Raw genomic sequence first — 20,570 nt, forward strand, 5'->3', positions numbered from 1 at the left:
TACCCGTCAGTATCCCACCCCTCGGAATGTTCGTTGGCGATATCTGGCGATTCGAGTCGAATGCATCGATAACACGAACGGATAGACTGACGGATATGCGCCGAGCGAAAATTGTCTGCACCCTGGGTCCTGCCACGGACTCCTACGAACAGCTGAAGGCCATCGTCGAAGCGGGCATGAACGTCGCCCGACTGAACATGAGCCACGGCTCCCACGCCGAGCACGAGGACCGGTACCGCCGCGTCCGCCAGGTGTCGGAGGACACCGGCCGCACCATCGGTGTGCTGGCCGACCTGCAGGGCCCCAAGATCCGTCTGGCGACTTTCGCCAACGGCCCGGTGACCGTTGACAACGGCGACACGTTCACCATCACCACCGAGGACGTCCCCGGTGACCAGCACATCTGCGGCACCACGTACAAGGGCCTGCCCGGCGACGTGAAGCCCGGTGACCCGATCCTGATCAACGACGGCGTCATCGCCCTGGAGGTCGTCAGCGTCGACGGCCCGCGGGTGAAGACCATGGTGGTCGAGGGCGGTGTGCTCTCCAACAACAAGGGCATCAACCTGCCCGGCGCGGCGGTCAACGTGCCCGCGCTGTCCGAGAAGGACAAGGAGGACCTGCGCTTCGCCCTGCGGCTGGGCGTCGACATGGTCGCGCTGTCCTTCGTCCGCAACGCCGCGGACATCGATGACGTCCACAAGGTCATGGACGAGGTCGGCATTCGTGTGCCGGTCATCGCCAAGATCGAGAAGCCGCAGGCCGTCGAGGCGATGGAGGAGATCGTCCTCGCCTTCGACGCGATCATGGTGGCCCGCGGCGACCTGGCGGTCGAGTACCCGCTGGAGAAGGTGCCGCTGGTCCAGAAGCAGCTGGTCACCCTGGCCCGCCGGAACGCCAAGCCGGTGATCGTCGCCACCCAGATGATGGAGTCGATGATCCACGCCTCGCGCCCGACCCGCGCCGAGGTCTCCGACGTCGCCAACGCGATCCTGGACGGCGCGGACGCGGTGATGCTGTCCGCCGAGTCCAGCGTCGGCAAGTACCCGGTCGAGACCGTCAAGACCATGAGCAAGATCGCCGAGAAGGCCGAGGAGGAGATGCTCTCGCAGGGCCTCCAGCCGCTCAACCCCGGCCGCAAGCCGCGCACCCAGGGCGGCTCGGTCGCCCGCGCCGCGTGCGAGCTGGGCGACTTCCTCAACGGCCAGGCACTGATCGCCTTCACCAAGTCCGGTGACACCGCCCGCCGGCTGTCCCGCTACCGCTCGCCGATCCCGGTGATCGCCTTCACCCCGGACGTCGCCACCCGCAACCAGCTCTCGCTGAGCTGGGGCGTCGAGGCGTACGTCACCGAGCAGGTGGCCACCACCGACGCGATGGTCGAGCAGGTCGACCGCGAACTGCAGAAGCTCGGCCGCCTCTCCGAGGGCGACACCGTGATCGTCACCGCCGGCGTGCCGGTCGGCGTCCCCGGCACCACCAACATGGTCCAGGTCCACCACCTGGGCACCCGCGGCGGCCACTGAGCCTCACCGACGAAACCCGCAGGGGCGGGACCCGGGAGACCGGGTCCCGCCCCTGCGGGCGTCCGCGCGACAACTGTGACGACGGCTCAACCGTCGTACGGCGCCTTGTCGTTGAACAGGCGCATTCCCGGGATCTTCAGGTCCCCGCCGAACTGGCCGGCCTGCACCGCCTTGGCGTCGCTGAAGGTCAGGTCCAGCGGGATCGGCACCGCACCCAGCAGGTCCCACAGCCACTTCGGCAGGGTGTCCGGGGTCAGCGTGATCAGGCCCAGGTCGATCGGTATCGGCAGGCCGTAGATCGCCGCCAGGTGGCCGGACAGGCTCTCCACGTACATGGTGATCGGGCCGTTGCGCAGAGTGGAGGTCGATCCCTCGCGGCTCTTCACGTGGAAGGTCAGGCCCGGGATCTGAATGGTCGACATGTCCAGGTTCTCGATGTCGACGCTGTCGGTGGTGAACTTCAGCACCCGCTTGGTGCCGCTCTCCGTGGTGACGTCGTAGACGCCGTTGAACACCGAGCCGTGCAGCGCCAGCCGGGTCGAGTGCAGCACCCAGTTCTGGTCCGGCACCACATGGTTCTTGGGCGCGGCCTTCGCCGCCAGCCCCCGGGTGCTCACCAGGCAGTTCGGGTCGTCCGACGGCGAGCTGGACGGCTTCGGGGCCTTGGTGGTCGGCTCCTTGGTCGTCGGCGCCTTGGTCGTCGGTGCCTTCGAGCCCTCGGTGGCCGGCTCCGAGGACCCGGCCGGGGTCTGCGGCGTGGCGGGCGCCTCGGTGGTCGGCTGCCCGGTCGCCGAGGGGCTCGGGGAGGCGGGCGGCTTGGGGGCGGCGGGCGCGGAGGGCGCGCCCGACGGGGCGGCGCTCGCGGCAGTGCCCGGATGGGTCAGCTGGTTCCACCAGTCGTCGATCACGCCGGCCTGCTGCACCCCGCCGCCGGTCGCGTTGCCGGTGTTCGGCGTCACGAAGGCGGCGGACTGCACACCGGTCGAGCCGGTGAACACCGCCGGCACCGCGGCGGCACTGCCCGCCGGCGCCTGCCCGGACTGCACGGCCGCCGCCTCGCTCACCGAGGAGTCCGGCTGCACCTTGATCTCGCTCTTCGGGACGGGCGTCTCCTTGAGCACGGTGTCCGGGCTGCTCGCGCAGCTGCCGGACTGCGGGTCGGCCGCGACCGCCAGGGTCGGCGTGTACGCGGCGCCGACCAGCAGCGCGGTCGGCACGGCGGCGATCGCCAGCGCCCGCCCGCGCAGCCGGGCCCGCACACCCTCGCGTGGCACCGCGTGCCGCGGACCGGGAACCGCCGGCTTCTCCGAGTCCGTCACGGCTGCTCCCCCTCCGCTGTCGCTGTCGTTGTCGGTGCGGCCCCGTACTCCAGCGGCTGCTCGGCGGCAGCCTGCGCGAGCAGCGGCGCGGTCGGCGCGGCGTCCTCGGTGGCGGCCATCTCGGCGGTCCCGGCGGTCTCGGCGGCCGGGAGCGGCTGCAGCGGCGCCCAGGAGACCAGCAGGCCGCCCGCGATCAGGCCGGGGACCAGGCCGAAGCCGAAGCCGCCCAGGTTGGAGACCGGGATGGAGATCAGCGCCAGGATGGTGGTCGCCACCCCGCAGAAGATCCGCACCATCGGCTGGAACCAGGCGGTCACGCCGAGCACCATCATCAGGACACCGATCATCAGCGAGCCGGCGCCGGCGGTGGTGGCCATCGCCACCGTCAGACCGTTCAGGCTGAGGTGGGCGTACGGGAAGTACAGGATCGGGATGCCGGCGATCACGGCCAGCAGGCCGCCCCAGAACGGCCGGCTGCGCCGCCAGGCGCGGAACCCTCGCCGACCTCGGCTGGCCAAGCCGGCCGGGCCCTCGGGCCAGGCCTCGACGGTTGCGCTGGACATGGTGCGACTCCTCGATGGTGGGTCCGAGGGGAAATACGGATGGCCCCGGGTATGCCGGGGTGCCGCCCGAGGGAGCGGCGCGCTGCCGCCCCCTCGGACCGGGGTCCACTGTCCGGCCCGCCTGACGGGCCGTCAGCCGTGGACTAGTAGCACTCGTTGACGCCCTGGTTGATGTTCAGGTGCAGGCCGGGGAGCGTGAAGGTGCCCGCCGAGGTGGCCCAGGCGGTCTGCTGGACCTTGGACAGGTCCGCGGTCTTGGCGGACTGGGCGAAGCCCTGCGCGCCGGACGGCAGGGTGCCGCCGTCCTTCTTCAGCTTGTCGATGGCCGTACCCTGCAGGGTGCTGGCGTCCTGGCCGATGTTGAGGCTGTGGAACTCGGCGTCGGCGTTCAGCTGGTTCATGTCGATCAGCAGCTGCTGGGCGTCGACCGGCTTCTGGTCGCCGGCCTTGAGGACCAGGGTCCACTTGCCGAGCGGGCCGAGGTCGGTGACGACCGACTGGCACAGGTTCTGCAGGGTCGCGTGGTCGAAGGCCGAGATGGCGACCGGGTGCGGAGTGTGGTTGGCCTCCATGTCGACGCCGCCGAACTGCGAGAAGTTCTCGCCGTGCAGCTGGTCGACGGTGACCTTGAACTGCTGGCCGGAGACCGCGAACGAGGCCGCCAGCGCGGAGTTGGCCAGGGAGACGCCGATCGCGGCGGTGGCCGCGACGCTCGGCACCATCACCAGGGCGAAGCGCTTCCAGCGGGTCTTGCCGTAAGACGTGGACATGCGAGTCCTCCTTCTAGGACGTACATCTCCGGCCGGTCCGGTGCGTCCCGCACATGGTTCGGCCCGAAATGGGAGAGAGCTACGTCCTCGGTAGCGGAGAGCGCCTGATGCCGTGGGGACGGCGTCGGCGATCACCCCGAGCGACAACCGTGCGAACGCGCGGGCTGCGCGACCGCCGAGGCCAGGAACCGCCGCGTGGGATCTGCGGTTACCCCCCTGTCCTCACCCGGTGGGGACCCTCGCGATGGAGGGACCGGGCGTCGCCGATCGTGCTCGAATACCGGGCGGAGCACAAGGGGTGCGTTACTGACGGGTAATCCAACAGTGAACGCGTTCGCTCAGGGGATCGAAGGCGTGACTGCGCAGAGTGACGAAAAGACCGGGCTGATGGAGCCGCGACCCCCGCAAATGCCAAAGAAACACCCCTCCTTCGTCACTCACTGCGACGAAGGAGGGGTGTTATCAAGATTTGGTAACCCTGCCTGGACCACCCACGAAAGTCGTCAAATCACCGACGACACCGCAGGTCACCGAACGTGTCACCCAGTGCCGTCAGAACAGCACCCGGGCCAGGGCCTGACGGGCCGCCACGGTGCGCGGGTCCTCCGGGCCGATCACCTCGAACAGCTCCAGCAGGCGCAGCCGCGCGGCGTCCCGGTCGTCGCCGAAGGTCTTCGCCACGGTGGCCACCAGCCGGCCGAACGCGTCCTCGACGTGCCCGCCGACCAGGTCCAGGTCGGCCGCCCGCAGCTGGGCCGGCACGTCCTTCGGGTCGGCCGCCGCCTCGGCGCGCACCTTCTGCGGGTCGAGCTTCTCCACCCGCTGCAGCAGCTGCGCCTGGGCCAGGCCGAGCTTCGCCTCGACGTGGCCGGGCCGGTCGCTCAGCACGTTCTGGTACGCCTGCACCGCGCCGCCCAGGTCGCCCCGGTCCAGCGCCTCGTGCGCGGCCTCCAGCGCCGGGTCGGCCGGCACTCGCGGGGCCGCCTCGGCAGCGGTGCCGCCGGCAGCGGAGCCGACGATGCCGAAGCGCTGCTCGGCGACCGCGATCAGCTGGTCGAGCACCTTGCGGACGTTCGACTCGTTCTCGGCGCCCTGGAACAGCGGCACCAGCTGGCCCGCCACCACGGCCATCACGGCCGGAATGCCCTGGATGCCGAACTGCTGGGCGATCAGCGGGTTGGCGTCCACGTCGATCTTTGCGAGCACGATCCGGCCCGCGTACTCCTCGGCGAGGCGCTCCAGGATCGGGCTCAGCTGCTTGCACGGGCCGCACCACTCGGCCCAGAAGTCCACCACCACGGGGACCTCGGCCGAGCGCTGGACCACCTCCGACTCGAAGGTGTCCTCGGTGACGTCCAGCACCAGGGGGTAGTCCGCGAGCGCCGGGCCGTCGCCCGCCGCCGCCTGCCGGGCCCGCTCGGCCCGGGTCTGCTCCGCCTTCTGGGCGGCCTCTCCGGCCGCCTTCACCGCGGCGAGGTCCACCGCACCGCGCAGGGCGGAGCTGTTGAGACGCGAATTCCGTGACTGCATGGCTCTATCCTCCCCCGCCGGAGCCGGTACCGGACGCCATCCGCCCGGAAATGCCGAAACCGGGACGCCCGCCTCTCCCGGCGGAGCCCGGTCCGTTCGGGCGCGGATCCCCATCCGCGCCCCGCGCCCGCCCGATCCCATGGGGCAGGGCGCGTGGGTTGTCGCTCTTTCGCTACTGGTCGTAGCGTATCTGCCCCACGGGCTCCCCCCGCAAGCCCCAACCGCCCTCCGGGAGCGTGAGCTGTCCCACTTTCCGACCCGGGGCGGGTATCGGGCAGCGCCGCAGGTCGCTACCGTGGGGCCACCAAGTTACTTCTGAGTAAATTCGCTGAGGAGGCGCGGTGGCCCCCACCACCCGGCAGCCCGCCGAGCAGCCGGACCCGCCGGCCGCCGTCACCCCGCCGCCCACCCGCGGCAAGGGCCGCCCCCGCAGCGCCGCCGCCGACCAGGCCATCCTGGACGCCACCCGCGAGGCACTCGCCGAACTCGGCTGGGGCGGACTCACCATGGGCGACGTCGCCCAGCGCGCCGGCGTCGCCAAGACCACCCTCTACCGGCGCTGGCCGTCCAAGAGCGAACTCGTCGTCGATGCCATCGCCAGCCTCTTCGACCAGCTGGAATGCGCCGACCGGGGCAGCCTGCAGGCCGACATCGAGGCCGTGGTCGCCCGCTTCGCCGAACTCCTCACCCGCCCCGAGACGCAGGCCGCCCTGCTCGCCCTGTTCGCCGAGGGCTCCCGCGACCTCCAGCTGCGGCGCCGCATCCGGGAACGGATCGTCCAACCGCAGAAGGTGCTCGTCCAGCTCGGCCGGGCCAACGCCCAGGCCCGCGGCGAGATGGATCCCGACCGGGACCCGGCCAGCGCCGACGAGGAGATCGACATCATCTTCGACATCATCGCCGGCACCGTCGAACACCGGCTGCTGGTCAGCGGCGAACCCGTCACCGAGGACTGGATCCACCGCTTCACCACCCTGCTGCTCAACCCCTTCCCGGGGCTGCTGCGTTGACCTCCGCACCAGGGAGAGCACAACGCTCGCCTGCGTTCGCGCCCGTCTGCTCTAGAAGCTGGCGTTCTCGCGGTACGTGCCCCACTCGTCGCGCAGGGCGTGGCAGATCTCGCCGAGGGTGGCTTCGGCGCGGACGGCCTGGAGCATCGGCTCGATCATGTTGGTGCCGGAGCGGGCGGCGGCCAGCATCGCGTCGAGGCCGGCCCGGACGGCGGTCTCGTCGCGGTGCGACTTGCGGTCGGCGAGGACGCGGACCTGCTCGCGTTCGACCTCGTGGCTGACGCGGAGAATTTCCAGTTCGGGGGTGACGCTGCGGGGATGGCAGTTGACGCCGACCACGCGCTTGTCGCCCTTCTCGACGCCCTGCTGGTAGCGGAAGGCGGCTTCGGCGATCTCGCCGGTGAACCAGCCCTCCTCGATGCCGCGCAGGATGCCGGAGGTCATCGGGCCGATCGGGTGCTCGGCGCTGCCCTTGTCCAGGATGCGCTGGAAGATCTCCTCGACCTGCGCCTCGATCTTGTCGGTGAGCGCCTCGACGTACCACGAGCCGCCGAGCGGGTCGGCGACGTTGGTGACGCCGGTCTCCTCCATGATCACCTGCTGCGTGCGGAGCGCGATCTCGGCGGCCTGCTCGCTGGGGAGGGCGAGGGTCTCGTCGAGGGCGTTGGTGTGCAGCGAGTTGGTGCCGCCGAGGACGGCGGAGAGGGCCTCGACGGCGGTGCGGACCACGTTGTTGTACGGCTGCTGGGCGGTGAGCGAGACGCCGGCGGTCTGGGTGTGGAAGCGCAGCCACTGCGCCTTCTCGGTCTTGGCGCCGAAGTGGTCACGCATCCAGCGGGCCCAGATCCGGCGGGCGGCGCGGAACTTGGCGATCTCCTCGAAGAAGTCGAGGTGGGCGTCGAAGAAGAAGGACAGGCCGGGGGCGAAGACGTCCACGTCGAGGCCGCGGGAGAGACCGAGTTCGACGTAGGCGAGGCCGTCGGCGAGGGTGTAGGCGAGTTCCTGGGCGGCCGTGGCCCCGGCTTCGCGGATGTGGTAGCCGGAGACGGAGAGCGGCTTGTAGGCGGGGATGCCCTTGGCGCAGTGCTCCATCAGGTCGCCGATCAGGCGCAGGTGGGGCTCGGGGGCGAAGAGCCACTCCTTCTGCGCGATGTACTCCTTGAAGATGTCCGTCTGCAGGGTGCCGTTGAGGACGGCGGGGTCGACGCCCTGGCGTTCGGCGGCGACCAGGTACATGCAGAAGATCGGGACGGCCGGGCCGGAGATGGTCATCGAGGTGGTGACCTCGCCGAGCGGGATGCCGGCGAACAGCACCTCCATGTCGGCGGCGGAGTCGATGGCGACGCCGCAGTGGCCGACCTCGCCGAGCGACTTGGCGTCGTCGGAGTCGTAGCCCATCAGGGTCGGCATGTCGAAGGCGACGGAGAGGCCGCCGCCGCCCGCGTCGAGGATCATCCGGTAGCGCTCGTTGGTCTGCTGCGCGTTGCCGAAGCCGGCGAACTGGCGGATGGTCCAGGCGCGGCCGCGGTAGCCGGTGGGGTGCAGGCCGCGGGTGTAGGGGTATTCGCCGGGCCAGCCGATCCGTTCGAAGCCCTCGACGGCCTGACCGGCGGGCGGGCCGTAGACGGGTTCGACGGTCTCGCCGCTCAGCGTGGTGAAGTCCGCGTCGCGCTTGCGCGCCTTGTCGTACCGCTGCTGCCAGCGCTGCCGGCCGGCTTCGATCTGCTCGGCGTCCATCGGCTGAGACTCCGCTCCGTGCGGCCGCCCGGTGGGTGGGCGGCACAACTACTTGGATGTCCTACTAATTTACTCGGACGTCCTACTACCTGTCGATGCCTGTCCTCCGAACAGGAGAGCGAAAGACGAAGGGCGCCCCTCTCCCGGTGGGGAGGGACGCCCGGCAGAGCTGGTGCGCGCGGCGACGGGTCAGGCGGCGGTGGGCTCCGGCGCGGCGATCAGCGGGGCGACCTCGCGGCTGACCTTGCGCTCGACGAAGAACACGGCGGTGGGGATGGTGCCGGCCAGCAGGACCCAGGCGAGCTTGCCGATCGGCCACTTGGCCTTGGTGCCGAGGTCGAAGGCGAGCACCAGGTAGATCACGTACAGCCAGCCGTGCGCGATGCCGACGGCGGTGGTGAAGCCCGCGGCGCCCGACATGTCCAGGGCGTACTTGGCGATCACCCCGACCGTGAGCAGGATCAGCAGGACGCCGGTGATGTAGGCCATGGCACGGTAGCGGGTGAGCACACTCTGCTTCATGCCATCGAGGGTAACCGGCCCTACGAGCGCTCCCGGCCAGGGCCCTCCTGGTGCGGCAGGTCGAAGTCGCCGGCCGCGACCCGCAGCGGGCGGAGCAGTTCGAACACCTCGCGGCAGTCGTCCTCGCCGTAGCCCTCCAGGCCGAAGTCGACGGCCATCAGGTCGCGGGTGGCGCCCTCGACGACCTGGCGGCCGCGTTCGGTGATGGCCGCGAGGACGCCACGGCCGTCGAGCGGGTTGGGGCGGCGGGCGACCAGTCCGGCGCGCTCCAGGCGGTCGACGGTGTTGGTGACGCTGGTGGGGTGCACCATCAGCCGCTCGCCGATCTTGGACAGTGCCAGTTCGCCGGAGCGGCTGAAGGTGAGCAGTACCAGGGCCTCGTAGCGGGCGAAGGTCAGGCCGTAGGGCTTGACCACCGCGTCGACCCGGGCCAGCAGGATCTGGTGGGCGCGCATCACCGAGGTGATCGCCGCCATCGCCGGCACCTTGCCCCAGCGGCGGGTCCAGAGCTCGTCGGCGCGGGCGATCGGGTCGAAGTCGAGGGCGAGGGGCTTGGGCACGACCCCACCGTACCCGCGGTTCGGGGCGGGGGTAGCAGGTGTCCACGATGGTGGACAAGGCCCACCGATTGGCGGGATCACGCCAAACAGACAAGCACCACCGTACAGCCGCGATTAACAGCGGATAATCCGTCACTATTCAGTGAAAGTACCGGAGTTCGGCCGAAGCCCAGCCCGCGCCGCATCGTTCGCGGCGGAACCTCCGATTTCCTGACCGTTCCATTGCCGGGGGGCTGGCGAGAGTTTGCCAATTGTTGTCTGGGTGCTGTTCCCGGATTTGAACGATTGTCATGCTTCTGGCCAGCCCCGTTCGACACGCCGGCCCACCCCACCGGCGACGTCGCCAGACCGCACGGAGCTGCACGTCAGCACCCGTATCCGCCCCAGCAGGCACTGACCCCCGGTGCCCCGGAACGTGGTGCGACCGCGCATGCGGTTGATCCGGAAGGAACCCGTACCGTGAAGCGAAAGCTCGCTGTCGGAGCCGTTCTCTCTGCCTCTGCCCTGCTGGCCGGCGCGATCCAGGTGAGCGCCGGGATCGCGCAGGCCGCCCCCAACCCGGCCGCCGCGGGTCACAGCCGCGGCGACCTGCTGGCGCTGGCCGCCGGGCAGGCCCCCTCCGCCGCCAAGGCCCTCGGCCTCGGCGCCCAGGAGAAGCTGGTGGTCAAGGACGCCATCGTCGACGCCGACGGCACCCGCCACTTCCGTTACGAGCGCACCTACGACGGACTGCCCGTGCTCGGCGGCGACCTGGTCGTGCACCAGGACGCCAAGGGTCAGGTCCGTTCCTCCGACAAGGCCGTCTCCGGCAGCCTGGCCCCCGCCTCGCTGAGCCCGAAGCTGACGGCCGCCCAGGCCGCCGGCAAGGCGACCGGCGCGGTGCAGTCCACCGTCGGCATCGCCAAGGACGCCGACGCGTCCGCCCTCACCTCGGTCTCCGGCGCCACCGGCAGCTCCGAGCTGGTGATCTGGGCCGCCGACGGCGCCCCGCGCCTGGCCTACCGCACCACCGTCGAGGGCATGCGGGCCGACGGCACCCCGAGCCGCCAGAAGCTGATCACCGACGCGAACACCGGCGAGGTCCTCTCCACCCACGAGGAGATCGAGACCGCCAACGCGACCGGCACCGGCAACGGCGTCTTCGTCGGCAACGTCTCGCTGACCACCACGCTGACCGGCAGCACCTACACGCTGAAGGACGCCACCCGCGGCAACCAGTACACCACCACGCTGGCGAACAAGACCTCCGGCAGCGGCACCCTCTACTCGAAGACCACCAACTCCTGGGGCAACGGCCTGGCCTCCAACAAGGAGTCCGCGGCCGTGGACGCCCAGTACGGCGCGGCCGCAACCTGGGACTTCTACAAGAACACCTTCGGCCGCAACGGCATCCGCAACGACGGTGTCGGCGCGTACAGCCGGGTCCACTACGGCAGCAACTACGTCAACGCCTTCTGGGACGACAGCTGCTTCTGCATGACCTACGGCGACGGTGCCTCCAACACCCACCCGCTGACCGAGCTGGACGTCTCCGGCCACGAGATGAGCCACGGCGTCACCTCCAACACCGCCGGCCTGAACTACTCGGGCGAGTCCGGCGGCCTGAACGAGGCGACCTCGGACATCTTCGGCTCCATGGTGGAGTTCTCCGCCAACCTGTCGAAGGACGTGCCGGACTACCTGATCGGCGAGCTGATCAACATCAACGGCAACGGGACGCCGCTGCGCTACATGGACAAGCCCTCCAAGGACGGCGCGTCCGCCGACTACTGGTCCTCCACGGTCGGCAGCAAGGACGTCCACTACTCCTCGGGCGTCGCCAACCACTTCTTCTACCTGCTGGCCGAGGGCAGCGGCGCCAAGACCATCAACGGCGTCAGCTACAACTCGCCCACCTACAACGGCGCGACCCTCACCGGCATCGGCCGGGCCCAGGCCCAGCAGATCTGGTACCGGGCGCTGACCGTCTACATGACCTCCACCACCAACTACAAGGGCGCGCGCACCGCGACCCTGAGCGCCGCCGCCGACCTGTACGGCTCCGGCTCGACCCAGTACAACGCGGTGGCGGCGGCCTGGACCGGCGTCAACGTGAACTGACCCCCACCGGGTAGCGCAAAAGCTCGCGGCGGTCGGGCCTCCCACGAAGAGGCCCGACCGCCGCGCACCACGTGGTGGAGTCAGGCAGTGGCCGGCTTCGCCGCGTCCAGCTCGCCGCGCTCCTCCTTGGCGAGCATCCGCTCGGCGAAGAAGCCGCCGGTGGGCAGCACCGACAGCACGAACATCAGCAGCGCGCGCTTCGGCTCCCAGCGGCGGGCCTGGTACGCCTGCACCAGGAAGATCACGTACAGCACGAACAGCACGCCGTGCACCATGCCCATCACCGGCACGCCGTTGAAGCTGGTGGTCCGCTTCAGCACCGAGCAGATCAGCAGCAGGATGAAGGAGAGGCCCTCAGGGCCGGAGACCAGGCGCAGGCGGTGGACGGCGGCGATGCTCTTCACGGGGATTCCTCACAGGGCACGGGCGGCTGGGCTTGTGAACGGGCGCACAAGCCATGCCTATTATCACCGACCCGCCCTCGCTCCCGACCCCGGACCCCCTATCCTGCTGGCTGCGCGCGGCCTGACCGGCAGGCCCGCGGACCCACGGGGGGACGCACGACATGCTGAGGCGAGACTGGGACCGGCACACCTGTGCCCGGCGCGGCCACATCACCTACGCGCCCGACGAGACCGACCTGCGCGAGCGGCTGCACGCCACCACCGCGCTCGGCACCGCCTGGCGCTGCCTGCGCTGCGGTGACTTCGCGCTCGGCGAGCCGCACGGCTCCGGCCCGGCCGACGAAGCGCCGCTGGTGCCCCGCGGCAAGGCCCTGCGCGACCTGTTCATCCTGCGCTTCCTGGCCGTCGAGCGACTGCTGCGCGGCCTGCTGATCGTGGTCGCCGCCTGGGCGGTGTGGAAGTTCTCCAACAGCCAGGACGCGGTGCGCCGGATCTTCGACGAGAACCTGACCGTCTTCAAGCCCGTCACCGACCACTTCCACTACGACCTCGACCACTCGCCGATCGTCGACACCATCCGCAAGACCTTCGACTACCGGCACAACACCCTGATCTACGTCGCCATCGCGCTCGTGGTGTACGCGCTGGTCGAGATCGTCGAGGCGTTCGGCCTGTGGTGGGGGCAGCGCTGGGCCGAGTACCTGACCGTGGTCGCCACCGCCGCGTTCCTGCCGCTGGAGGTCTACGAACTCACCGAGCACGTCAGCGTGTTGAAGATCTGCACGCTGCTGCTGAACATCGCCGCGGTGCTCTGGATCATGCTCTCCAAGCGGCTGTTCGGCCTGCGCGGCGGTGTCGTCGCGTTCGAGGCCGAGCGGCACTCCGCCTCGCTGCTGGAGGTGGAGACCTCCGCCGGGGCGCTGCCCCAGGCCGCCTGACGACGCGTCCGATGTACGGGTTCCGTACCGGCTCGCACGGCCCTCTCCCCACACCGGGGTGAGGGCCGCTACATTCCCGAACGTGGCACAGTTCCGACTCCAGGGGTCCAAGGTCCTCGCCGTCGATCTCGCCGGGGACACCGTCAAGGCACGCAACGGCTCGATGGTCGCCTACACCGGGCAGATGGGCTTCAAGAAGCTCACCGGCGGCGGCGACGGCCTGCGCGGCATGGTCACCCGCCGGCTCACCGGCGAACGCATGGAGGTCATGGAGGTGAAGGGGCAGGGCACCTGCTACTTCGCCGACAAGGCCACCGAAATCAATCTGGTCCGGCTGAACGGTGAGACCCTGTTCGTCGAGTCCGACAACCTGCTGTGCAGCGAGGCGAGCCTGCGCACCGGCACCTCCTTCACCGGTCTGAACGGGATGGCGAGCGGCAACGGCCTGTTCACCACCAAGGTCGAGGGCCACGGCTGGGCCGCCGTCACCTCGAACGGCCCGGCGGTCATCCTGCGGGTCGCCCAGGGCCTGCCGCTGCGGGTCGACCCGGGCGCGTACATCGCGCACACCGGCAACCTGAACCGCACCCTCAAGTCCGGCGCCGGCTGGACCACGCTGATCGGCGAGGGCGGCGGCGAGGCCATGCAGGTCGAGTTCACCGGCGACGGGCTGGTCTACGTCCAGCCCTCCGAGCGCCTGACCTTCGGAGGCGACGCCTGATGGCCTTCACCCTGATCAATCACAAGATGGTCTCCGCCCAGGTGTTCCCGGGTCAGCGCATCCTGTCCCAGCGCGGCGCGATGCTCGGCTACACCGGCGAGGTCACCTTCAAGCCCAACCTGATGGGCGGCCAGGGCGGCGTCATGTCGATGATCGGCCGCCGGGTCGCGGGCGAGGACACCCCGCTGATGACCGTCGAGGGCCACGGCACCGTGATGTTCGGCCACGGCGGCCACCACGTGCACGTCATCGACCTGGCCGGCGACACCCTGTACGTCGAGGCCGACCGGCTGCTCGCCTTCGAGGGCAGCCTCCAGCAGTCCACCATGTTCATGGGACAGCAGGGCGGCCTGATGGGCGTGGTCCGCGGCCAGGTCACCGGGCAGGGGCTGTTCACCACCCAGCTCAGCGGCAAGGGCGCGGTCGCCGTCATGGCCCACGGCGGCGTCGTCGAACTCCCCATCTCCCCCGGCCTCCCCGTCCACGTCGACCCGCAGGCCTACGTCGCCCACCGCGGCCAGGTCACCAACAAGCTCTCCAGCGCGCTCGGTTGGCGCGACATGATCGGCCGCGGCTCCGGCGAGGCCTTCCAACTCGAACTCTCCGGACACGGCACGGTGTACGTGCAGGCCAGCGAGGTGAAGCTCTGATGACCCATCCGCCTCAGTGGCAGACCCCCGGCGGCGACGGACCGCAGGTCTGGGACCCGTACACGCTGCCCGTCAACGACAACGTCAACCCGTACTGCTTCTCGGTGGACCTGAACGGCGCGTACTACCTCCAGAAGGGCAAGATGATCGCCTACTACGGCGAGATGCGCTTCTCCGGGATCGGCCGCGGAGTACTCGACCGAGTCCTCGAACAGAACTTCAACTCCCCGCTGCACGCGTCGGACTGGGTGGTTGCGGAGGGGCGCGGCAAACTCCTGCTCGCCGACCGGGCCTACGACCTCAACTCGTACGACCTGGAGGACGGCAACCTGACCGTCCGGTCCGGAAACCTGCTGGCCTTCGAACCCACGCTCCGGCTCAAGCAGTCGATCATCCCCGGGTTCCTCACCCTGATCGGCACCGGGAAGTTCGTCGCGGCGTCCAACGGGCCCGTGCACTTCGTCGAACCCCCGATCCGGGTCGACCCCCAGGCGCTGGTCGGCTGGGCCGACTGCCCCGCCCCCTGCCACCACTACGACCACAGCTACCTGCACGGCGTCCTCGGCGGGATCCGGCACCTGACCGGGATCGGCGGCGCGAGCGGCGAGGAGCACCAGTTCGAGTTCATCGGGGCGGGGCAGGTGCTGATGCAATCGTCCGAGACGGTCATGGCGGAGAAGCCGGTGGGCGTCGTCGGCGAGAGCAGCGTCCCGCACCAGCAACCCGCACAGACCGTGCCGGGGCTCGGCAACCTGAGAGACCTCGGCCGGCAGTTCGGGCTTTAGGCAGGTGGGTGCGAACGCAGGTGGGCGCGAAAACAGGGGCGCGGGGAACTGCGCGACAAGCGCACATCACGTCCGCAAGGTCGCGATCAAGTGCAGGTCATTGTCCCGCGTCGCGATCTCGCGGTGGGGTGCCTTCCGCTGCGCGCAGTTCCCCGCGCCCCTGTTTTCGCGCCCCTCCGCTCGCGCAGGTCTCCCCGCGCCCCTGGTTGTGCACCTCCTGCCTGCCCTCTCTCTACAGGGCCGTGAACTCCACCGGGAGGGAGACGAGTGCCCGGTGGACCGGGCCCTGGCGCCAGAGGATCTGGTCCGCGGGGACGGCCAGGCGGAGATCGGTGAGGCGGCTGATGAGGTGTTCGATGGCGGTGACGGCCATCAGGACGGCGGGCTGGCGGGCGGGGCAGCGGTGGGGGCCGGCGCCCCACGCGAGGTGGGCGTAGGAGCCGCCGAGGGACTCGCTCTCGGAGGCGGGGAGTGCGGCCTGCGCGTTCGCGGAGGCGTAGGAGATCAGTACGGGCTGGTCGGGGGCGATCGCGGTGCCGTGGAAGACGATGTTCCGCCGGGTGTAGTGCGGGGCGAAGTTGGACAGCGGGGGGTCGGTCCAGAGGACCTCGTTGACCGCGTCGTGCGCGCTGAGTGCGCCGCTGTGCAGGGAGCCGGCGTAGCGGTCGTCGGAGAGCATGCGCAGCAGCGCGTTCGCGGTGAGGTTGGCGGTGGGTTCGTGACCGGCCATCAGGGTCAGGGTGATGTGCCGGACGACCTCGTCGTCGGCGAGCCGGGCCGGGTGGTTGATGAAGGCGGAGATCAGGTCGTGCCGGGGTGCGGTGCGGCGTTCGGCGACCAGGCCGGTGATGACTTCGACCAGGTCGGCGTACCCGGCGGCGGCGCCGGTGGAGGATTCGAAGGAGCGGTAGATCGCGGCGCTGATCCGGTCGATGTCCTGGTCGGGGATGCCGTACCAGGAGGTGAGGATGAGCAGCGGGAGCCGGTAGGCGTACTGGGCGAGGATGTCGGCCTTGCCGGTGTGCACGAATGCGGCGATGAGCTGTTCGGCGACGGCGGTGGTGTCGCGTTGCAGCAGGTGGGGTTCGATGATGCCGACGCTGTCGGTGATGACCTGCCGGTAGCGGGCGTGGGTGGCGCCGTCGTTGAAGAGTGCGGTGGGGCGCCAGCCGAGCATCGGCATGATCGGGGAGTCGGCGGGCTGGGTGGCCTGCCAGCGGCGCGAGTCGCGGGTCCAGGTGTCGGTGTCGCGGAGGACTTCCAGGGCGACGTGGTAGTCGGTGACCAGCCAGGCGTCGATGCCGGGGGCGAGTTCGACGGGTGCGAGCGGGCCGCGGTCGCGCAGCCGGGCGTAGTGGGCGTGCGGCTGTGCGGCGAACTGTGGCCCGTAGAGGGCGGTGCGGGTCATGGGGCGGTCTCCTGCGGGAGGCGGTCCAGGACGTGCTCGGTGAGGGCGATCAGGGCGTCCAGGCAGCCTGCGCGTTCCCGGGCGTCGCATTCGATCAGCGGGGTGGCCGGGTCGAGGTCGAGCGCGGCGCGGATCTTGTCGAGTTCGATCGGCGGGGTGTCGGGGAAGCGGTTGACGGCGACCGCGTAGGGCAGGCCGGCTTCCTCGATGAGGTCCATGGCGTCGAAGGCGTCGGCGAGGCGGCGGGTGTCGGCGAGGATCAGCGCGCCGAGGGCGCCGCGGGCGAGGTCTTCCCAGAGCGGCAGGAAGCGGCGCTGGCCGGGGGTGCCGAACAGGTAGAGGACCAGGTCGCCGCCGGGCAGGGTGAGCCGTCCGAAGTCGACGGCGACGGTGGTGGCGGTCTTGCCGGGGATCCGGGCGGTGTCGTCTACCGGGATGCCCTGGGCGGTCATGGTCTCCTCGGTGTGCAGCGTCGGGATCTCCGACAGCGAGCGCACGAAGGTGGTCTTCCCGACCCCGAACGGCCCGGTGACCATGAGTTTCATCAGGATCGGGTCGGTGGCGGGGAGGTAAACGGGGCTGCTGCCCGTGCTACTTGAGGGCGCGAAGTCCACTGAGGAGCCTTTCGGCGAGGTCCCGGTTGACCGGCTGGGCGGAGGGAATCGGCGCGCGCACCTTGAGGGCGCCGCGCTCGGCCAGGTCGGCGACGATGAAGACGGTCGCGCTGACCGGGAGCCGGAGGTGGGCGGCCGCCTCGGCGACGGTCAGCGCGCCAGGGCGGACGAGTTCCCATAACTGGCGGTGTTCGCCGCCGAGTCCGGTGGGGAGGTCGGCGGCGGCGTGCAGGATGCTGAGCCGGTCCAGGCCGTGCTTGCCGGGGGCCAGGTCGCGGCCCTGGGTGGCGAGGTAGGCGGGGACGAGTCGGCGGTGCGGTCCGCTGGGTGTGGTCATGTCCCGCTCGCCTCCCGGGCGGGACTGGCGAGGGCTCTGGCGAGCGCGGCGACCTGGACCTGCATCTGGTAGGCGATGGTGCCGAGGTCGGCGCCGGGGACGGCGAACACGGCGAGCGAGGAGTTGGCGCCGGCCGGGGTGACCACGGCGTAGCCGAGGTCGGACTCGACCACGGTCTGGGTGAGCCGGACCTGCTCGGCCTCGGTGAAGGCGACGGTGAAGGCGCGGGCGGCGGCGTGCAGCGAGGCGGTCATCGCGGCGACCCGGTCGGCGTTGTCCCGGCCGAGGTCGGCGGAGTGGCCGGTGACCAGGCCGTCCCCGGTGGCGATGACGGCGTTCTGCACGCCGGGCAGGTCGAGCAGCGGGGTGAGTACCCAGGAGAGGTCCTCGGTGTGGCGGCGGAGCTGGGTGGTCACGGGGTTTCGACTCCTTCGGGTGCGGCGGGTCCGTCGGGGCCCGGGTGGTGGCGGACGGCGCTGCGGCCGGCGAGGGTGCCGGACTGCAGGGCCGACCACGCGGAGCGGGCCCGGTCGGGGGTGCTGCCCGCCGGGGACGGCAGGGGGGACGGCGCGTCCTGCTGCGGGACGCGCGGGCTGCGGCGCTTGCGGGTGGGCAGCGCGTCGCCCGCGTCGAACACCGGTGTGGTCTGGGTGATCGGGCGGGGGGCGAGCGCGGAGAGCGGGGCGGCCGGGTCGGTCAGGGTGAGCAGGTCGGCGGGCAGTCGCAGGATGGCGCGCACGCCGCCGTACGGGGACGGCTCGACCCGGCAGCCGAAGCCGAACTGCCGGCAGAGCAGGCCGATCACGGCGAAGCCGGCCTGCGGCGGGTCGCCGAGTTCGGTGAGCAGGACCTCGGCCTGGCCGTCCAACAGGTTGCCGGAGCGCTCCAGTTGGTCGGGTTCCATGCCGACGCCCATGTCGTCGACCACCACCAGGGCGCCGGAGCTGCCCTGTTCGATGGAGACCACCACCCGGGTCTCGGGGTGGGAGTAGGCGGTGGCGTTGCCGAGGATCTCGGCGAGCGCGATGGCGACGGGTTCGGCGGCCCGGGCGGCCACCGCGAGGCGGGGTTCGCGCAGGTGGTTGGTGATCTCGATGCGGGCGTAGCCGGCCACCCGGGACTGCGCGCCGACGCAGAGTTCGGCGAGCGGCGAGTCCTCCCGGGTCATGCCGGGCCAGGCGCCGGAGAGCACGGCGAGGGACTGGACCCGGCGCAGCGTCAGTTCGTTGCGGAAGTCGAGCGCCAGCAGCCGCGGGTCGTCGACGCTGAGCTGGATCTCCTCCAGCAGCGAGCGGACCTGGATCAGCAGGGCCTGGATCTTGGAGGCGGCGCCGCGCAGCGCGGCCCGGGCGGCGGCGTCGGTGCGGTCGCGTTCGGCGAGCACGGCGCGGACGGCGGCGGCGAGCGCGGTGTCCAGGGCGTGGTGGAGTTCCTCGGTGCCGCCGGTGGTGTCGAGCGGCCCGGGGACGGGCGTCCTGGGGTGGGTGAGCGCGGTGGTGGCGGCGGGCAGCCGCTCGTGCGCGAGGTGGCCGAGTTCGCGGACGGCGGCGGCGTACCGGGTCTCGGCGACGGTGCGGTGGGCGTCCGCGCTGCGGGCCGAGGTGTCGGCGGCGCGGGCGCGTTCCTCGGCCGCCTCGGCCCGGGCCTCGGCGGCGCGGGCGGAGGTGTCGGCGGCGCGGGCGGTGCTGTCCGCGGCGCGGGCGCGCTGCTCGGCGGCCTCGGTGCGGGCGTCTGCGGCGCGGGCCGAGGTCTCGGCGTCGGTGGCGCGCCGTTCGGCGGCCTGGGTGTCCCGGGCGGCGCGGCGCAGGAGCCACAGCAGGGGTCCTGCGGCCATGGCGGCGCCGGCCAGGACGTACACGATCACGACCATCGGGTCCTCGGGGGTGTCGGGCGCGGGTCGGGGGTCAGACGGTGCTGGCGGTGGTCTCGGCGCCGCGCTGCCGGGCGAGGCCGGCCATTCGGCCGAAGACCTCCAGCATGGCGGGCGGCTCGCTGCCGTCGAGGTGCCGGTATTCGGTGGCGATGGTGACCAGCAGCCGCTCGGGCAGGCCGAGTTCGGGGTAGCGGCGTTCGTCGATGATGGTGCGCGCGGCTTCGGCGGCCGGGACGCCGGCGGCGTGCAGGGCGTGGGCGCGGTCGCGGACGTGGCCGAGGTACTCGGCGTGGGCGCGCAGGTCGTAGCGGGTGAGCAGCGGGCCGTGGCCGGGGACGATGGTCTCGGCGCCGGTGGCGAGGACGCGTTCGACGGCGTCGATGACGTTGCCGAGCGGGCCGGCCCAGTGCACGGGGTGGTCGCCGGGGTGGTCGGCGGTGGAGCCGAACACGATGTCGCCGGTGAACACGGTGGAGCGGGTGGGCAGGTGGACGATCAGGTCGCCGCTGGTGTGGGCCGGCGGGAGGCTGCTGACCTGCACCGGGATGTCGCCGACGCGCAGTTCGAGCTCGCCGGTGAAGACGGTGTCGGGCTGGATCGGCGGGGTGTCGCTCCAGTCGAAGCAGCCGAAGTGCTCGTGCAGGTAGGCGCCGGTGTCGCTGGCCGGGTCGAGGTTCTTCAGCAGGCCGTGCTGCTGCTCGGGGGTCGGCTCGTAGGCGATGTGGTGCAGCGCCTCGTGGGTGGTGATGAGTTCGGCGTCGGGCAGCACGCCGGCGCCCCACATGTGGTCGCCGTTGGCGTGGGTGACGACGATCCGGTCGACGGTGACACCCTTGGGCAGGACGGCGCGGGTGCGGTCCAGGAACTGGCCGGCGAGCTTGCGGTCGTACGGGGTGTCGATCCACAGAGCGGCGCGACCGGAGGCGACCAGCCCGCAGTTGGCCAGGCCCCATCCACGCTGCTGGGGCTGCCAGGCGTACACGCCGTCGGCTATCGAATGGAAGTTCGCGCTCCGCGTCGTCATGGGCGCGATTATGCCTAACATGCCGTCACCGGCCGAGTGCGCCCCAATAATTGAGCATGCCCGTTTCAATCCCACCAGACGGGAAGGTGGTGGTACGGGTACGTATCAATGCTGGCCACGGCGCATCGCCCTCACACGCTTCGCCAAGCGTGAATTTGTACAACATTGAACAATGTCGG

21 protein-coding genes are annotated in these 20,570 nt (G+C 70.9%); 7 read left to right on the forward strand and 14 right to left on the reverse strand.

Annotation, left to right across the window (positions count from 1 at the left end):
• Window positions 1-95 precede the first annotated feature (95 nt).
• Window positions 96-1,526 (forward strand): pyruvate kinase, encoded by a 1,431-nt coding sequence (gene pyk, locus ACZ6R9_RS07035; RefSeq protein WP_380482138.1) that lies wholly within the window; start codon window positions 96-98, stop codon window positions 1,524-1,526.
• An 86-nt stretch (window positions 1,527-1,612) separates the two neighbouring features.
• Here pyk and ACZ6R9_RS07040 read toward each other — a convergent pair whose 3' ends face one another.
• The 4 genes from ACZ6R9_RS07040 to ACZ6R9_RS07055 all read right to left on the reverse strand — a co-directional run bounded on the left by ACZ6R9_RS07040 (window position 1,613) and on the right by ACZ6R9_RS07055 (window position 5,708).
• Window positions 1,613-2,845, reverse strand: a complete 1,233-nt coding sequence (locus ACZ6R9_RS07040; RefSeq protein WP_465537004.1) for a hypothetical protein — start codon at window positions 2,843-2,845, stop codon at window positions 1,613-1,615.
• Entirely contained in the window at window positions 2,842-3,408 is a 567-nt protein-coding gene (locus ACZ6R9_RS07045) for a DUF6114 domain-containing protein (RefSeq protein ID WP_465537006.1), read from the reverse strand. The genes ACZ6R9_RS07040 and ACZ6R9_RS07045 overlap by 4 nt, the downstream gene beginning before the upstream one ends.
• A 143-nt stretch (window positions 3,409-3,551) precedes the next feature.
• Window positions 3,552-4,178: a DUF6230 family protein gene (locus ACZ6R9_RS07050; RefSeq protein ID WP_380482143.1), complete on the reverse strand. Its 627-nt coding sequence runs from the start codon at window positions 4,176-4,178 to the stop codon at window positions 3,552-3,554.
• A gap of 552 nt (window positions 4,179-4,730) precedes the next feature.
• Complete coding sequence (locus ACZ6R9_RS07055; protein WP_380482144.1) at window positions 4,731-5,708, reverse strand: tetratricopeptide repeat protein; 978 nt, start codon at window positions 5,706-5,708, stop codon at window positions 4,731-4,733.
• A gap of 341 nt (window positions 5,709-6,049) precedes the next feature.
• Between ACZ6R9_RS07055 and ACZ6R9_RS07060 the strand changes: the two genes are divergently transcribed.
• The gene (locus ACZ6R9_RS07060) at window positions 6,050-6,718 is read left to right on the forward strand and encodes a TetR/AcrR family transcriptional regulator (protein ID WP_380482146.1); all 669 of its coding nucleotides are present in this window, start codon (window positions 6,050-6,052) and stop codon (window positions 6,716-6,718) included.
• Between the two features lie 51 nt (window positions 6,719-6,769).
• On the opposite strand, the gene ACZ6R9_RS07065 is transcribed toward ACZ6R9_RS07060, so the two are convergent.
• From ACZ6R9_RS07065 to ACZ6R9_RS07075, 3 genes are all read right to left on the reverse strand, one after another.
• Window positions 6,770-8,455 (reverse strand): acyl-CoA mutase large subunit family protein, encoded by a 1,686-nt coding sequence (locus tag ACZ6R9_RS07065; protein WP_380482148.1) that lies wholly within the window; start codon window positions 8,453-8,455, stop codon window positions 6,770-6,772.
• A 189-nt stretch (window positions 8,456-8,644) separates the two neighbouring features.
• Window positions 8,645-8,977, reverse strand: coding sequence for a DUF3817 domain-containing protein (locus ACZ6R9_RS07070; RefSeq protein ID WP_380482150.1), 333 nt, complete (start codon window positions 8,975-8,977; stop codon window positions 8,645-8,647).
• Window positions 8,978-8,997: 20 nt separating this feature from the next.
• Entirely contained in the window at window positions 8,998-9,537 is a 540-nt protein-coding gene (locus ACZ6R9_RS07075; protein ID WP_380482151.1) for a MarR family winged helix-turn-helix transcriptional regulator, read from the reverse strand.
• Window positions 9,538-9,996: 459 nt separating this feature from the next.
• On the opposite strand from ACZ6R9_RS07075, the gene ACZ6R9_RS07080 reads away from it, so the two are divergent.
• Complete coding sequence (locus ACZ6R9_RS07080) at window positions 9,997-11,637, forward strand: M4 family metallopeptidase (RefSeq protein WP_380482152.1); 1,641 nt, start codon at window positions 9,997-9,999, stop codon at window positions 11,635-11,637.
• 80 nt (window positions 11,638-11,717) lie between these two features.
• Here ACZ6R9_RS07080 and ACZ6R9_RS07085 read toward each other — a convergent pair whose 3' ends face one another.
• Entirely contained in the window at window positions 11,718-12,047 is a 330-nt protein-coding gene (locus ACZ6R9_RS07085) for a DUF3817 domain-containing protein (protein WP_465537679.1), read from the reverse strand.
• 158 nt (window positions 12,048-12,205) lie between these two features.
• Here ACZ6R9_RS07085 and ACZ6R9_RS07090 point away from each other — a divergent pair, with 158 nt between their 5' ends.
• From ACZ6R9_RS07090 to ACZ6R9_RS07105, 4 genes are all read left to right on the forward strand, one after another.
• Window positions 12,206-12,979 carry a DUF2127 domain-containing protein gene (locus ACZ6R9_RS07090; protein ID WP_380482342.1) on the forward strand — a complete coding sequence of 258 codons (774 nt, stop codon included), beginning with the start codon at window positions 12,206-12,208 and terminating at the stop codon, window positions 12,977-12,979.
• Between the two features lie 82 nt (window positions 12,980-13,061).
• A complete protein-coding gene (locus tag ACZ6R9_RS07095) occupies window positions 13,062-13,700 on the forward strand; it encodes an AIM24 family protein (protein ID WP_380482154.1) in 639 nt (212 codons plus the stop codon).
• Window positions 13,700-14,350, forward strand: a complete 651-nt coding sequence (locus ACZ6R9_RS07100) for an AIM24 family protein (RefSeq protein ID WP_380482156.1) — start codon at window positions 13,700-13,702, stop codon at window positions 14,348-14,350. Before ACZ6R9_RS07095 ends, ACZ6R9_RS07100 begins: the two co-directional genes overlap by 1 nt.
• Window positions 14,350-15,135 (forward strand): AIM24 family protein, encoded by a 786-nt coding sequence (locus tag ACZ6R9_RS07105; protein WP_380482158.1) that lies wholly within the window; start codon window positions 14,350-14,352, stop codon window positions 15,133-15,135. Before ACZ6R9_RS07100 ends, ACZ6R9_RS07105 begins: the two co-directional genes overlap by 1 nt.
• A gap of 232 nt (window positions 15,136-15,367) precedes the next feature.
• Here ACZ6R9_RS07105 and ACZ6R9_RS07110 read toward each other — a convergent pair whose 3' ends face one another.
• From ACZ6R9_RS07110 to ACZ6R9_RS07135, 6 genes are read right to left on the reverse strand one after another with little or no spacing between them, the layout of a single operon-like run.
• Window positions 15,368-16,543 carry a cytochrome P450 family protein gene (locus tag ACZ6R9_RS07110; RefSeq protein ID WP_465537009.1) on the reverse strand — a complete coding sequence of 392 codons (1,176 nt, stop codon included), beginning with the start codon at window positions 16,541-16,543 and terminating at the stop codon, window positions 15,368-15,370.
• Window positions 16,540-17,157 (reverse strand): GTP-binding protein, encoded by a 618-nt coding sequence (locus ACZ6R9_RS07115; protein ID WP_380482162.1) that lies wholly within the window; start codon window positions 17,155-17,157, stop codon window positions 16,540-16,542. The genes ACZ6R9_RS07110 and ACZ6R9_RS07115 overlap by 4 nt, the downstream gene beginning before the upstream one ends.
• Window positions 17,135-17,494, reverse strand: a complete 360-nt coding sequence (locus ACZ6R9_RS07120; protein WP_380482164.1) for a DUF742 domain-containing protein — start codon at window positions 17,492-17,494, stop codon at window positions 17,135-17,137. The genes ACZ6R9_RS07115 and ACZ6R9_RS07120 overlap by 23 nt, the downstream gene beginning before the upstream one ends.
• Window positions 17,491-17,910: a roadblock/LC7 domain-containing protein gene (locus ACZ6R9_RS07125; RefSeq protein ID WP_380482166.1), complete on the reverse strand. Its 420-nt coding sequence runs from the start codon at window positions 17,908-17,910 to the stop codon at window positions 17,491-17,493. The genes ACZ6R9_RS07120 and ACZ6R9_RS07125 overlap by 4 nt, the downstream gene beginning before the upstream one ends.
• Window positions 17,907-19,358: an ATP-binding protein gene (locus tag ACZ6R9_RS07130; protein ID WP_380482168.1), complete on the reverse strand. Its 1,452-nt coding sequence runs from the start codon at window positions 19,356-19,358 to the stop codon at window positions 17,907-17,909. The genes ACZ6R9_RS07125 and ACZ6R9_RS07130 overlap by 4 nt, the downstream gene beginning before the upstream one ends.
• 40 nt (window positions 19,359-19,398) lie before the next feature.
• Window positions 19,399-20,391, reverse strand: coding sequence for an MBL fold metallo-hydrolase (locus ACZ6R9_RS07135; RefSeq protein ID WP_465537012.1), 993 nt, complete (start codon window positions 20,389-20,391; stop codon window positions 19,399-19,401).
• Between the last annotated feature and the right edge of the window lie 179 nt (window positions 20,392-20,570).

It is taken from the genome of Kitasatospora sp. NPDC048662, assembly GCF_055587065.1.

Coding starts and splice junctions, on each gene's coding strand:
- pyk (WP_380482138.1), top strand. CDS start 96: ATGCGCCGAGCGAAAATTGTCTGCACCCTGGGTCCTGCCACGGACTCC.
- ACZ6R9_RS07045 (WP_465537006.1), bottom strand. CDS start 3,408: ATGTCCAGCGCAACCGTCGAGGCCTGGCCCGAGGGCCCGGCCGGCTTG.
- ACZ6R9_RS07050 (WP_380482143.1), bottom strand. CDS start 4,178: ATGTCCACGTCTTACGGCAAGACCCGCTGGAAGCGCTTCGCCCTGGTG.
- ACZ6R9_RS07055 (WP_380482144.1), bottom strand. CDS start 5,708: ATGCAGTCACGGAATTCGCGTCTCAACAGCTCCGCCCTGCGCGGTGCG.
- ACZ6R9_RS07065 (WP_380482148.1), bottom strand. CDS start 8,455: ATGGACGCCGAGCAGATCGAAGCCGGCCGGCAGCGCTGGCAGCAGCGG.
- ACZ6R9_RS07070 (WP_380482150.1), bottom strand. CDS start 8,977: ATGAAGCAGAGTGTGCTCACCCGCTACCGTGCCATGGCCTACATCACC.
- ACZ6R9_RS07100 (WP_380482156.1), top strand. CDS start 13,700: ATGGCCTTCACCCTGATCAATCACAAGATGGTCTCCGCCCAGGTGTTC.
- ACZ6R9_RS07105 (WP_380482158.1), top strand. CDS start 14,350: ATGACCCATCCGCCTCAGTGGCAGACCCCCGGCGGCGACGGACCGCAG.
- ACZ6R9_RS07110 (WP_465537009.1), bottom strand. CDS start 16,543: ATGACCCGCACCGCCCTCTACGGGCCACAGTTCGCCGCACAGCCGCAC.
- ACZ6R9_RS07120 (WP_380482164.1), bottom strand. CDS start 17,494: ATGACCACACCCAGCGGACCGCACCGCCGACTCGTCCCCGCCTACCTC.
- ACZ6R9_RS07135 (WP_465537012.1), bottom strand. CDS start 20,391: ATGACGACGCGGAGCGCGAACTTCCATTCGATAGCCGACGGCGTGTAC.